Source organism: Gracilinema caldarium (genome assembly GCF_029265695.1).
Classification (GTDB): Bacteria; Spirochaetota; Spirochaetia; order Treponematales; family Breznakiellaceae; genus Gracilinema; species Gracilinema caldarium_A.
Map to the genome: position 1 here is coordinate 1 of NZ_JAJUHW010000036.1, position 12,599 is coordinate 12,599.

Below are 12,599 nucleotides of genomic sequence, written 5' to 3' on the forward strand. Positions count from 1 at the left end.
ATAACGGGCCTGCCATGCGGAAATCAACGATGAAAGTTCATCAACCTGGATGGGATTATCGGGATTTGCCGGATGAAACACAAAGTGCTTAACCAGGGGCGAAATGGTTTTTATAAGGTCTTCGTGTTTTGGTCTCAGGCTTTCTGGTAGGTGGGCTGTATAGGTAAAACGGCTGCGATATTTTTTTATGATTTTCAGGTCTTTTGCCAGTTCTTTGTGGACCGAATCATCGTAGATAAAAAAGAGGAGCTCGATATTTGCAATGTCCTCTTTATCTTCCAAAAAGGCAAGGTTTTCCCCATAGGTACCGGGAATAACCCAGGAAGGGACTGAGATATTGAGATACTTCATTTAATACGCACCGGGATGCCTGTTACAAGTAGTTCAACCCTATCGACCGCCGCAGCAAGTCGAATGTTAACTTCCGCCACGAGCCGGTTGTATCGGCGGCTCAGTTCGTCGTAGGGAATGTTGCCCCAGCCGATTTCGTTGGTCACGATAACCGTGTCCTCAGGCAGGGCTGTAATGGTTTTTTCCAGTATTTTGTAAAGGTCCGCTTCCCGATCGTGGTAGAGCATATTGTTGACCCACATGGGAATGCAATCGATAATAATGCCCGGCTTTTCTTCGCCGGGAAAGCGGGCGAGGGCGTCCGTAACAGCCTTATCAAGCTCGATTGGTTCTTCGATGGTAATAAAATCGTCAGAGCCGTCGGGCCCTTTCCGTTCGGCTCGGTGCTTGGCGATCCGTTCTTCCATTTCGCTGTCGAAAATTTCGGCGGTGGCAATAAAAATGCGATTAAGGGGAAATTCGGCCCTGGCGATTTGCAGGGCCCGGTGGCTTTTTCCGGCCTTAACGGCCCCGGTCAGCAGGTAACGCATGGTTTATTCGGAACAGGAGACAATTGACCGCATCCGTTCCAGGGTTTCTTCCGAAAGAACATGCTCCATACGGCAGGCATCCTTTTCGGCGGTTTCCTGGGAAACACCCACAACGTCCCGAAGAAAGTTAGTCAGAAACGTATGCCGCTCCCGGATTGCCTGGGCCTGTTGGGCCCCTGCTTCGGTAAGAATAACCCCCCGATATCGCTCATGTTCGAGAAGTCCCCGTTCTTCCAATGCTCGAAGCGCAGTTAAGACCGAGGGCTTAGATACACCCAGCCTCTGGGCGATGTCCGTAACACGGACACCGCCAGCATCAGCAAGAAAGCTCACTGCCTCAAGATAGTCTTCCAGAGATTGGGTCATATCTGCGTTGTTCCTTATTTTACGGTAAACCCAAAACTTGGTTCGAGGGTATAGGTTTTTCCCGCTTCGCAGACAACATTACTTTCTATAGCTAGAACTCCGAACTCAAGGCGTATATTGTGGGTCCCTGGATTTACAGCGATCGTAAGGTCCTTTTGTTTGATATTGTCAACATACAATTCAACCTGTGCAAGGGGATTTTTATGCTGTTTGCCCAGATATCGTTCGGGGATATTGATTTTAAGGGTTGCCATAAGGGGAATGAGGTTGGCAACGATTGTCTGGGGACCATTTACTACAATACCTGCAGCATAGTCTTGATATCCCGGAGCGGATACTTTGAGGTTGTAGCTGCCAAAGGGGAGGTCAGTCGTAAAGGGTGTGGTACCGGTCTTTACATTGTTCAGGTATACTTCGGCTCCCTGCACGTTGGCGGTGATGGTAATTTTACTCGCCTGCTGCTTTAAGGTTGCGGCAAGGCTCGTGTTGTTGGTGACTGACACATTAGCGTCGTAATTTTCATAGCCTGGAGCACTAATCTGGACCCGGTAGGTTCCTGCTTCTACGCTTACATTAACCGGAGCATTGCCCATGGCACTACCGTTTACGGAAACTTGGGCATTAGGAGCATTGGCGGTAATAGTTAGGGTAAAGAGCTGCTTAACGGGCTGAGGCGCAGGAATCACTGCGGCTGCACCAAGCTGGGCTTGCACCGTGAGTCCCGAAGCAGGAATCGTAATTTTCTGACGGAATTCTGGAAGTCCAGTTTTCCGAACAATAAGGTCATATGTCCCCGGTTTCACCCGGGTGGCAAATTTAGGATTAGCGATCCCCAGAAGTTTGCCGTTTAGCAAAACCTGGGCAGGACCCTCGCTGGCTTCTATGGTGAGCAGGGCTGTCGCTTGGGCGAACACACCTCCGATGCAGAGAAGAATGAGGAAAATCACAAAAAATGAACGAAGATTCCGTTTCATATGCACCTCGTATAGATAGGATTGTAACGTATTTCGAGTATACCGTGGCAAAAAAGAGTTTTCAATACAATATGCGTTAGTAGGAAATAAAGTGGAAGGTGATCGATATATAATCGATCCTGAGATGAATTGAGGCTCTTTCAAAAGTTAATGACTTTTAAAATTGGCTCAATCTTGTTTTTTTTTATCAATGTGCTATGGTTATAGTGTAAACCCTATGAGGAAACGGAGGAAGATATGAAGAAACTTTTAGCCATACTTGCCATGGCCGCCCTGGTAGCTACAGGGGCCTTTGCGGAACTAAGTTTGGGTATTAGCGGAGCCCAGTATTATCAGGAAGATGCAAATGGCAATCTGCCGAGCCTGCAGCAAGCATGGAAGGATTTCCAGGACGGCACGGGCGTCTATTACGGCGGTTTTGCTGAAATCCTCGGCCGCCACTGGGGATTGGGATTTGCGTTTAACTACGATCCTGAAGCAGGATCCTATGAATATAATACTGGTCAGTATGCTAAATTTATGTCATATGACGTCAATCTGAACCTTTCGTACCACATTTTTGGTGCAACTGCCTTTTTAGATCCCTTTGTGGAAGTGGGCTTTGGAATGACTGCCTTTGATTATCTTAACAAGGATGAGCTGAATAATGATTATCTCATTGCACCTTACATCGATGATGATGATCCCCTCTTCGCGTCATCCTATGCCACTGTAGGTCTTGGTCTTGGTTTAAACCTGAAACCTATCGGTGTGTTCTTTAAGGCGAACTGGTGCAAGGAAGGAAATAGTCCCATTAAAGGAACCTATGACAGCGATTATCCAGATTATTATCTCGCTGGGACTGAATACTATATCCCAAGCTGGGTCGTAATGCCTTTCCGCTGGACCTTCGGTGCGAAGCTGATCCTCTTTTAATCGGGCTTAGCGGTACTGGGGCCAGCGGGGTAATTTAGTCCCTGCCTCAATAAATCCAGTGCCGGAGAAATTAGCAGCGCGGAGCGCGGGACCTATGCAGGTTCCGCGCTTTTTTTATATTCCAACCGCATAATCAATTTCATAGATCAAAGCGCAGTAACCGAGTTCTGAAAGTGGCTCTATTGACTATGCATATAATTATGTTTATCTTTATGCATGAAGGAGATTTTATTTATGCGTACTACTCTTGATTTACCTGAGACGCTAATAAATGAAGCTATGGCTTTAACTCATATTAAAACCAAAACAGACTTAATTAAAACCGCACTCATCAATTTAATTCAGAAAGAGAAAATTAAGGACATTAAAAAATATTATGGGAAAATAGATCTTGATATTGATCTTAACGTACTTAGGAATCGCTGAAATGATTTTGGTAGATTCCTCTGTATGGATTGAATATTTCAAGGGAAACGATAAAACACTAGTACTCAATACACTGATAGACCATAATACTATTTGCGTAAATGATTTAATACTTGCAGAATTACTTCCATCAATAAATCAAAGAAAAGAAATTGAATTAAAAGAACTCCTGCTAACAATAACAAAAATACCACTTAACATTAACTGGAATACCATTATTTATATGCAAACTCAAAATCTAAAAAATGGTATAAATAAGGTGGGTATTGCAGATTTAGTAATAGCACAAAACGTAATTGATAATAATTTAGAACTATATTCGCTTGATCATCATTTTGAATTAATGAGTGAATTACACGGCTTCCGCCTCTTTTACTCTTGATATAACGATATATCATCCTGATTTTACCCTACAAAAGCTGTACCGGGTCTACATCGATCTCTATATAGACGCCTGAGCTTTTTTTCTCATCATAGGCTGTCATGGCCCGCTTTACCGCTTGGTGGATCCCTGCCATGGCTTTGCCCCGGAGTATGAGCTGCCGCCGGTAGTTTCCGGCGATAATACTGATAGGGCAGTCTGCGGGTCCAAGGACATCGCAGTCTGCCGGGAGTAAACGCCGCAAAAGCCCTGCAAGGCGCATGATTGCCCGGTCCGCCAGTTCAGCCTGTTTTGAACGGGCGGTGATGCGGATAAGCCGGGTGTAGGGCGGAAAACCCAGGTCTTTCCGCTGGGCCAGTTCATAGTGATAAAAACCTTCTATATCTGCCTTGCAGGCGTAGGTGATGGCCGGATCCTGAGGTCTATAGGTTTGCACCAATACGCGGCCGTCGGGAAAGTACCGGCCCGCCCGGCCAGCAACCTGGACAATTAAAGAAAATGTTCGTTCTGCAGCCCGGAAATCCGGCAGGTGCAGAGCCGTGTCCGCCAATACTACCCCCACAAGGCGTACCCCGGGGAAATTAAGCCCCTTGGCGACCATTTGGGTCCCCAGCAGTATATCGATGCCGCCGGCCCGGAACACGTCCAGGGTTTCCCGGAGACTCCCCTTTTTAGCCGTAGAATCCGCGTCGGCCCGGCGTATGCGGAGGTCTGGAAAGGTCCGCTGAACCTCTTCTTCTATCATTTCAGTGCCAAAACCAGCGAAGCCCGCTTCCAGTGAACCGCATTGGGGACAGGCCTGGGGGGGGACCGCCGAAAAGCCGCAGTAATGGCAAACCGCCTTTCCAAGCTGTTTGTGATAGGTCAGGGAGACGGAGCAGTGCTTGCAAGTGAGCTCATAGCCGCACTGGCGGCAGTGGTAAAAGTAGGAAAAGCCACGGCGGTTCAAAAATAAAATGGTTTGCCTGCCAAGCCGGGCGGTCTCGCGTATTTCTTCTTTAAGTTCGCTGCTGAGGCAGCCTTCGGTTCCCGCAAGGTCCACGATGCGGATGTTCGGCGGGGCCCCTCCCGAAAGGCGGCGGGAAAGGTGGAGCCGCTTTATAGTCCCATCCTCCATGAGTTTCCAGGCCTCTGCCGAGGGGGTGGCTGAGCCCATGACAAGCCGGGCGCCCTGGGCTGCGCAGCGCTTAAAGGCCACCTGCCGGGCATGATAGCGGGGCGTGTTGCCCGACTTATAGGAACCGTCATGTTCCTCATCGATAATGATAAGCCCCAGGTTTTGCACCGGCGCAAAGACGGCGCTGCGGGGCCCCACCACGATGCGAACCTCTCCCCGGCGAATACGACCCCATTCGGCGAGGCGGGCGCTGCCGGTCATGGCCGAATGGACCGTGGTAGCCACCGCTCCAAAACGGCGCTGGACCGCTTCTTCCACCTGGTGGGTAAGAGCGATTTCAGGCACCAGGTAGATGACCGACTTGCCCACGGCGAGCATAGCCTCGGCGGAACGGAGAAATACCTCGGTTTTGCCCGAGCCTGTGATGCCGTAGAGGTAAAACATGGCCGGCTTCGCGGTCCCTTGGGGCTCCTGGTGGGGCCCCGCACCGAGTATGGCATCCAGGGCAAACTGCTGCTCCTGCGAGAGGTCCAGGGGTTTTTCGGCGATCTGCACTTCCTCGTCTAATAGGCTTTCAGGGCTCGTTTCGCGGCGGCCCGAAGGGATCATTGTGGCCAGGGCTTCGCCGGTACCGCAGAGATAGTAGCTTGCCATCCAAAGGGCGAGTTCTATTTCATCGGGCCCAAAGATCGGCTCTTTATCCACCACCCGGCGGATTTTCTTGAGCCCGCTTTCAGGAATTCCTTCTGGTAGTGTTTCCCGCTCACCGATAACGTATCCCAGCACTTCCCGGCGGCCAAAGGGGGCCATGACCCGTTTCCCCACCACAGTCTCGCCCTTGTCGTCCTGGGCGTAGGTGAAGCGCTGCTGGAGTGGTACGTCAAAAACCAGTTCAAAATACACTAGGATTGCTCCTCGGATCGGTCCTGAATGCCCTGGATATTTACATCCGCAAGACTGTTCAGAAAAGCGCGGAGCTGCTTAAGGTCCTCCCAGGCAGGCCGCTTAAGGCTTTCGTCCCGAAGGAGGGCGCTGGGATGATAGGTCGGAAGGAGGGGAATCCCCTGATATTCAAAGAAACGGCCCCGCAAACGGCTGATGCCCTCACTCGTGCCAAGCAGTGCCTGGGTGGGAACCCGGCCAACGGTCAGTATTGCCCGGGGCTTAAGCAAGGCAAGCTGACGGTGCAAAAAGGGAGCGCAGGCTGAAATCTCCTCTGGTTCCGGGTCCCGGTTGTTCGGTGGCCTGCATTTTACCACGTTGGCGATAAAGCAATTGGTGTTCCGGTCCAGATTGATGGCCATCAGCATCTTGTCCAAAAGCTGTCCCGCTCGGCCTACAAAGGGCCTCCCGGTGCTGTCTTCATCGGCCCCGGGGCCCTCGCCAATGACGAGCACCAAAGGCTGTTCGACCCCTTCGCCGGGAACTGGGTTGTGCCGCCCTTGGCATAGTCCGCAGGCGGTGCAGCGGCGAACATCCTCTGCAACCCGTTCAAGGCTGTCATCAAACTGTTCATTAATATGGTATGCTTCCCGTTCCTGCCTGTACCCGCTTCCGAGGTAATCCGACACAAGGTCCAGGAAGGCCAGGGCTTGTAATTTTTCGTCCCGAGTCATGGCTCTATTGAAACCTATGGGCCGAGAAAACGCAAGGGGTTTGTATTCTTGATCGCTTCTGCTACACTGGAGCTATGAAGACCGGAATCCTGCATCTTGTCCCCAGTCCTATCGGTGTGTCGATGGATATCCTTGCCCCTTATATCCGTTCTGTTTTGGAATCGGTGCCTTATATTATCGCGGAGAATGAAAAAACGGTCCGCCGTTTCCTTGCGAGCCAGGTTCCGCCGCAGCATCTTGCGGCCAAGGAATGGGCGACTCTGGACGAGCATACCCCCTTCCAGGATATTCCTGCTCTCCTCGCCCCGTTGCTTGCGGGCCGGGACGGGGCCCTTATTTCTGAAGCGGGCCTACCCTGCGTAGCCGACCCGGGCTCTGCCCTGGTTTCCCTGGCCCATGCGCACCATATCCGGGTCATACCCCATCCCGGCCCTTCATCAATTTTTCAGACCCTGATGGCCAGCGGTCTTAACGGCCAGCGTTTTATGTTCGAAGGCTACCTGCCCATCCCGGAACAGGAAAGGCTTGCCCGGCTCCGTTCACTTGAGCAGCTTTCGTCCCGGGAAGGAATGACCATTCTCTGGATAGAAACTCCCTACCGGGTCATGAGTCTTTTTGCAAGCCTCTGCAAGGCCCTCCGGGGAGAGACGAGGCTTACTATCAGCCAGGCCCTTATGACCGAAGAAGAGTCTATCTATACCTGTACCGTAGATGAATGGAAGCATCTGGCCCCGGAGCTTCGCAAGAGTCCCACCGTCTTTGCCATCCAGGCCCTGGAGGCGGTTTCACCGTCCCATCGTTCAGGCCATGAGCATAGACGGCCTCAATATAAAAAAAGATGAGCCAATTTCTAAAGTCGGTTACTACGCTTTGCGTTTTTAAATTGGCTAATTTGTAAAAGATAAACTATCGTTTAGCAAAAGCAATTTTTGTTTAAAGGTGGTACAAATGAAACAGAAAGTTCAGGTTGCGTTATTGCTTCTTGTATTGCTTATCCATTACCAGGGAAACGCTCAAGAGGCCACAAGCCGATTTAGTCCCTACACTAATTCGGAACTTGCTAAAATCGTCGATAAGGATCCATTTACTTGGACAGATTTTCCAAAAGATATCGATGGTTCAAGAAAAATAAAAGATGCCTACAAGGATGCTTTGGGAATAAAAAACGGCTATAAACTGCTACAGCTTGCGAAAATAGAATTTGAAAATGTCTATACCTACGGGAACCTTGTTCCAGGCAAAATGCTGCATGAGGCATATACTATCTCACTTGAAAACAAGGATCCCTTTCTAGCCTATTATATTCTTGTGTATGATTTTGAACATAATTTGTTTACCCTGGTAAATCCCCGGGAAATGATTTCAAAAATTTACAATATAGGTTTGGAACGCAAGGAAGCAGGGCTTTTGCATCGGCTTGCTGATTATTTGGATTCGCATAGGGACTTTTACGAATTAAAGGAAATCGGTGGTCTGCCGAAAGAAATGCACCAGAAAGCCCTTTTTATAAACAATAAGGATTATCGCCCCTATTCAAATCTTTATGACAGTCCTGAAAATGAAAAACCCCTAGATAGATATCCGATAACATGGAAAGATTTTCCGACCGATATATCGAGTCCTTCAGAGATGAGCGTTGCCTATGCAAATGCAGAAAAGGAAAATAATGGATATCGAATAATCCAGCTTGCTCAGGTTCAGCAAGATAAGCAACTGCTTAACAAAACAAGTCCTCTTGATATGATTAAAAAAGCCTTAACGATAGCTCAATATAATAAGGATCCCTATTTGGTATTATATGTGGTGGTATTTGCAAAGAAAAATAATATATTTATCGAGACTGATCTTGCAAAGTATGCTTTAGATGTATATGACATCAGCATTGCTCGCCGTGACTCATCTCCGTTGTATTTGCTTTATTATTATGAAAAGATGTATGATTTTATACCGGACTTAAAACCGCGGGAAATCATGCTGAAGGCTAATGAAATTGTCAATTTATATAAAGAAAAAAAACTAGTGGGTATAGACTATATTTAATACTCATTACCCGAGCCGTATGCAGCCGCAGGCTGCGAGCTTATCCGCCATAATAGCCAGGGCCCCTAAAGGGCGGTACTCCTCCCAGGGATACTCATGTTCCATATTGATGAGGGCCTCCACGGCGGGGGCCAGGTCGTTTTGGCTATGAAGCCGGTTTCCCAGGGCGGTAGCCCAGGCATCGGCGGCGGCGGCATTTTTTGCGATGACCAGGGCCGCATCAGCCTTGCCGAAACTGATCGAGGGGCCCACCGTGCCGGATGAACAGGCAAGGCCGCAGGGGGAAAGTTCTGGCGGTACGATGACTGATACTTTTCCTGAAAGGGATGAAAGCCCCGCATAGACCTGGACTGGCAGGGGCTCCCGTACCGAGATCCAGTAGTCGCCGCCGTTTTCGATTACTAGTTCTTCAAAGCCGAACTCGTTTTGCAAGGTATTGCCTAAAGCGCTGGCCGCTGCGCTTGCTGCGGCGCCGGCAATGGCCCCTGCAACGGCACTAGCTACTGCGCCGGCGACGGCCGCCATGGGGCCCACCCCCGCAGCCTGGCCTGCCATCAGCATGGAAAGGACCGCCTGAGGGGCGGCCGCATCAAGGGGCAGGGGCTCGAAACTGCTGAGAAACTCTGGGTGAGCATCGCCGTAGGCAAGAATGTCAGACCGGACACGGCGGAGTTCCTCCGCTGCGAGGCGGCGCACCGCAGATGCCAAAGGGTCGCCGTCGTGAGCGCCGCTCGGAGCGCCGCTCGGAGCGCCGTTCATCAATAAGGTATCTTTTCCCAGGTTCCAGCCAATCCAGAGATCCGACTCTCCTTCGGAAATCGTAATGGACCGGAAGCGGCCGAGCCCCATGGTTTTGCGGTAAAAACGATGGCGGTACAAGGCGTTTATTCTCCAAAGTCCAGGGCAAAGCAGCCCATGGGACAAGCTTTGACGCAGCCGCCGCAGGCGATACACTTGTCCCGGTCTACTACCAGTTTCCAGCTTGTTCTATCCAGGGTAATGGCACCGGAAAAACAGACCCCGGAACAGCCGCCGCAATCGATACAGCGCTCTTCGTCCCAGCTCAAACGTTTCGCCACATTTACCCAGGTTACACCGATGGAGTCAAGCCATGCGAGGGCTGAATCGAGCTTAGCTTCGTTTTCGGCGTCCAGTTCTACCAGGAGATTCCCTTCCTGGCCGGGTGAAATCTCGGCCCGCAGAATGTTTACCCGGATATCAAAGTCTTTGGTAAGTTTCCAGAGTATCGGTTCAGAAACGGTTTCTGCCGAATAGCCTAACACATATTTACCAGCCATTATGCCCTCCGGTCCCGAATGATAGAAAGTCCCTGGACGCGGCTCTGTTCAGGCATGGGCCGTGCCGGAGGCGTCAGGGGGAACTGGCCCTTGAGGACCAGGTCTTTTAGGGTTTCTGCCAGGAGCCGAGCCCGGCGGTAACTGGAAAGGGGGGCTGTACGCACCTTTTTGCCCCTCAACTCGATGCTGCCCGACATGAGATCCCGGTAATTGACCCGTGCCAGGGCTGGGTGCCCGTCTATGCCGTAGTCGCAGAGGCTTGTCTCGATATCCTCATTACGGATCATGACCCGGTAGGCCATATCTTCGTCCAGGACCGGAATGGCAAAACCGACTCCCACATACATGGTAACCCCGTATCTTTCGTAATAGCCCGCCCGGATCCAATCGGCGGACATTTCCTTGGCGTTGCCCACCAGCATGAGGGTCCTGGCGTTAGAAAGGGGAATGCCATGATCATTGACCGGTTTTTCCGTATTGAACTGGGTGCCGTTCCATGCCACCGAACCTACCGCTCCGCCCAAAAACACTGGAGAGCCAATACCGATAGTTCTTAAGTTTGGGTCATTGAGGAGGGGAGAGAGACAGCCTGATGTGGAATAATTCACATTCATAAATGAGGGAAGGAGGGTTCCCATATAGGTATACAGGGTCTTATGGGTAGAATTTGTGGCCGCAGGATAGTTTTGATAGGCGTTCCGCGGATTGGTGAGGATCATTTCGTTGACCCGGTCTTTATGAATAAAGGTTGCTATGTCTTTTCTTGGATAGCAGTCGGTGCCCTTGGCATGGGCTTCCAGGTAGACTTCTTCGCCCCGGATAAGTTTTTCGATGATATGGGCTCCGCCAAAGCGGCCATCGTCGGGGCGGGTTTCGGTGGCTCCGATATAGGCGTCTACCGCGGCTACTCCGCCGAATACGGGTACCCCGTCCAGCGTGATATGTTCCATACGAATGGGAGGCTCAGGATGCCCAAAATTGATGAACATTCCAGAGGAGCACATGGCTCCAAAGGTCCCGGTGGTCACCACGTCTACTTTTTGTGCCACCTCCCGGGGACTCTCTGTTTTGGCCAGTTCAGCGGTCTCCTCCGCGGTCAGTACCACTGCTTTTCCCGCTGCAAGGCGCTGGTTAATTTCATCCCAGCTTTTTTTTATTTCCCCCATGCTGTTACCCCCGATGTATGGTCTTGTGAATGGCCCTTAGGGCCCTTGCTTTATCTTCTTTCTTTACAATGACGTACATTGCAACAGGACTGGCTCCCGCCTGGGTAAGGAGTACATTGATGCCCCCTTCCGCGAGAGCGCCGAATACTTGGGATGCAAGCCCCGGCGTATGACGCAGTCCGTCTCCCACCGCTGCAATAATGGCGATGTCTTCAAAGTGTTCCACCGCCACTACAGAGGGCACCGATTCGGAGCGCAGCACCGCCAGTGCCCGTGAAAGGTCCTTTTTACGGAACAATAGATTGATGCTTGTCTGGCTTGTTATGACGCTGCTGATGTTAATACCCGCCGCATCGAGCCCTGCGGTGGCCCGGGCCAAAATGCCGGGCCGGCTTCCTACGCCGGGACCTTCGAGCCGCACAATGCCGATGTCCTCTGTGGCGGCCACGCTTTTAAGGCTTGGTTTTCCCTGTTTTGCCGGGCCTACCAGGGTGTATGGCTTGATATTTCCATCAAACTGTTCCACATTCATGACCCTAATGGGGATTTGGTCCTGTTCCAGGGGTTCCACGGTCCGAGGATGGAGCACCTTGGCCCCAAAATAGGATAGTTCTGCTGCCTCTTCATAGCTTACAAAGGGAATAGTCCGTGAATCTGGTATAATCCGCGGATCCCCTGACAAGAAGCCGTCCACATCTTTCCAGAGGTCAAGGCTTTCTGCGTGAATGGAACGGGCAATGACAGCGGCAGTATAATCTGAGCCGCCTCGGCCAAAAATAGCGATTTTGCCTTCACGGGTAAGGCCGTAAAACCCTGGTATGACCGGGGTAATATCAGGGTTAAGTATTGATGGCAGCCTTTGGGCGCAGGCTGTAAGGTCCGCCGCGGCGTTTCCGAAGGCCCCGTCGGTGAGGAGCCCCATGGTTTCGGGCAATATTTCTCGGGCAGGAAGCCCCTCCTTGCGGAGTACCGCGGCCACAATCGGGGCGGAAAGACGCTCTCCAGTGGAGACGATCTGGTCCCGGGTAAAATCGGGGACCGCACCTATATAATGTATGCCTACGAGCAGCTTTTTAAGCTGCTCAAGCCGTTCCTGCAGTACTGCCCGGACCGAATTGCGTTCCGCTTCCGATTCTATATGAAGCTTCAGGGCTGTTTCATGAATCTCTTTAAGATCCGAACAGAGCGTATCTGGAGCTTTTTCAGAAAGTATTGCCTCATCGATGCCCCGGATAAGAGCGTCGGTTACGCCTGAAAAGGCGCTCACCACCACCACAAGCGGTGTTTGGTATGCAGCTGCCACCCGGGCTGACCGCTCAATATCTGCGGGGCTCTTCAGGTTTGAACCGCCGAATTTTACAATAATCTGGGCCATAGCTCAGGTATACCTGAATTATGGCCCCTTGTTCAATCGCGCA

Annotated in this window: 14 protein-coding genes and 1 pseudogene; 5 read left to right on the top strand and 10 right to left on the bottom strand. The window is 51.0% G+C overall.

What is annotated here, in order from left to right; genetic code table 11:
* From Q7P68_RS10915 to Q7P68_RS10930, 4 genes and pseudogenes are all read right to left on the bottom strand, one after another.
* Positions 1-351 (bottom strand): annotated as a pseudogene (locus tag Q7P68_RS10915) (cobamide remodeling phosphodiesterase CbiR); the annotation flags it as partial.
* Positions 348-881: a bifunctional adenosylcobinamide kinase/adenosylcobinamide-phosphate guanylyltransferase gene (locus Q7P68_RS10920; RefSeq protein WP_304225585.1), complete on the bottom strand. Its 534-nt coding sequence runs from the start codon at positions 879-881 to the stop codon at positions 348-350. The pseudogene Q7P68_RS10915 and the gene Q7P68_RS10920, both read right to left, overlap by 4 nt.
* Positions 882-884: 3 nt before the next feature.
* Entirely contained in the window at positions 885-1,247 is a 363-nt protein-coding gene (locus Q7P68_RS10925; RefSeq protein WP_304225587.1) for a metal-dependent transcriptional regulator, read from the bottom strand.
* Between the two features lie 14 nt (positions 1,248-1,261).
* Positions 1,262-2,221 carry a PEGA domain-containing protein gene (locus Q7P68_RS10930; protein WP_304225589.1) on the bottom strand — a complete coding sequence of 320 codons (960 nt, stop codon included), beginning with the start codon at positions 2,219-2,221 and terminating at the stop codon, positions 1,262-1,264.
* Positions 2,222-2,458: 237 nt separating this feature from the next.
* Here Q7P68_RS10930 and Q7P68_RS10935 point away from each other — a divergent pair, with 237 nt between their 5' ends.
* The 3 genes from Q7P68_RS10935 to Q7P68_RS10945 all read left to right on the top strand — a co-directional run bounded on the left by Q7P68_RS10935 (position 2,459) and on the right by Q7P68_RS10945 (position 3,944).
* A complete protein-coding gene (locus Q7P68_RS10935) occupies positions 2,459-3,136 on the top strand; it encodes a hypothetical protein (protein WP_304225590.1) in 678 nt (225 codons plus the stop codon).
* Between the two features lie 234 nt (positions 3,137-3,370).
* Positions 3,371-3,562, top strand: a complete 192-nt coding sequence (locus tag Q7P68_RS10940) for a type II toxin-antitoxin system VapB family antitoxin (protein WP_304225592.1) — start codon at positions 3,371-3,373, stop codon at positions 3,560-3,562.
* A gap of 1 nt (position 3,563) precedes the next feature.
* Entirely contained in the window at positions 3,564-3,944 is a 381-nt protein-coding gene (locus Q7P68_RS10945) for a PIN domain-containing protein (protein WP_304225594.1), read from the top strand.
* Positions 3,945-3,972: 28 nt separating this feature from the next.
* On the opposite strand, the gene priA is transcribed toward Q7P68_RS10945, so the two are convergent.
* Together priA and Q7P68_RS10955 are read right to left on the bottom strand one after the other, a co-directional pair.
* Positions 3,973-5,964, bottom strand: a complete 1,992-nt coding sequence (gene priA / locus Q7P68_RS10950) for a replication restart helicase PriA (protein WP_486187674.1) — start codon at positions 5,962-5,964, stop codon at positions 3,973-3,975.
* Positions 5,964-6,677 carry a uracil-DNA glycosylase gene (locus tag Q7P68_RS10955; RefSeq protein WP_304225595.1) on the bottom strand — a complete coding sequence of 238 codons (714 nt, stop codon included), beginning with the start codon at positions 6,675-6,677 and terminating at the stop codon, positions 5,964-5,966. The genes priA and Q7P68_RS10955 overlap by 1 nt, the downstream gene beginning before the upstream one ends.
* A 74-nt stretch (positions 6,678-6,751) precedes the next feature.
* On the opposite strand from Q7P68_RS10955, the gene Q7P68_RS10960 reads away from it, so the two are divergent.
* Together Q7P68_RS10960 and Q7P68_RS10965 are read left to right on the top strand one after the other, a co-directional pair.
* Complete coding sequence (locus Q7P68_RS10960; RefSeq protein WP_304225597.1) at positions 6,752-7,519, top strand: SAM-dependent methyltransferase; 768 nt, start codon at positions 6,752-6,754, stop codon at positions 7,517-7,519.
* A gap of 106 nt (positions 7,520-7,625) precedes the next feature.
* The gene (locus tag Q7P68_RS10965) at positions 7,626-8,717 is read left to right on the top strand and encodes a hypothetical protein (protein WP_304225599.1); all 1,092 of its coding nucleotides are present in this window, start codon (positions 7,626-7,628) and stop codon (positions 8,715-8,717) included.
* A 6-nt stretch (positions 8,718-8,723) separates the two neighbouring features.
* Here the strand turns inward: Q7P68_RS10965 and Q7P68_RS10970 are convergent, their stop codons facing one another.
* Genes Q7P68_RS10970 through Q7P68_RS10985 form a run of 4 tightly spaced genes read right to left on the bottom strand, consistent with a single transcriptional unit; the run spans position 8,724 to position 12,556 of the window.
* Positions 8,724-9,596, bottom strand: coding sequence for a UPF0280 family protein (locus Q7P68_RS10970; protein WP_304225601.1), 873 nt, complete (start codon positions 9,594-9,596; stop codon positions 8,724-8,726).
* A 5-nt stretch (positions 9,597-9,601) separates the two neighbouring features.
* On the bottom strand, positions 9,602-10,015 hold the full coding sequence (locus Q7P68_RS10975; RefSeq protein ID WP_304225603.1) for an NIL domain-containing protein: 414 nt from the start codon (positions 10,013-10,015) through the stop codon (positions 9,602-9,604).
* Entirely contained in the window at positions 10,015-11,181 is a 1,167-nt protein-coding gene (locus Q7P68_RS10980) for a homocysteine biosynthesis protein (RefSeq protein ID WP_304225605.1), read from the bottom strand. Before Q7P68_RS10980 ends, Q7P68_RS10975 begins: the two co-directional genes overlap by 1 nt.
* A 4-nt stretch (positions 11,182-11,185) precedes the next feature.
* On the bottom strand, positions 11,186-12,556 hold the full coding sequence (locus Q7P68_RS10985; RefSeq protein WP_304225607.1) for an aspartate kinase: 1,371 nt from the start codon (positions 12,554-12,556) through the stop codon (positions 11,186-11,188).
* Between the last annotated feature and the right edge of the window lie 43 nt (positions 12,557-12,599).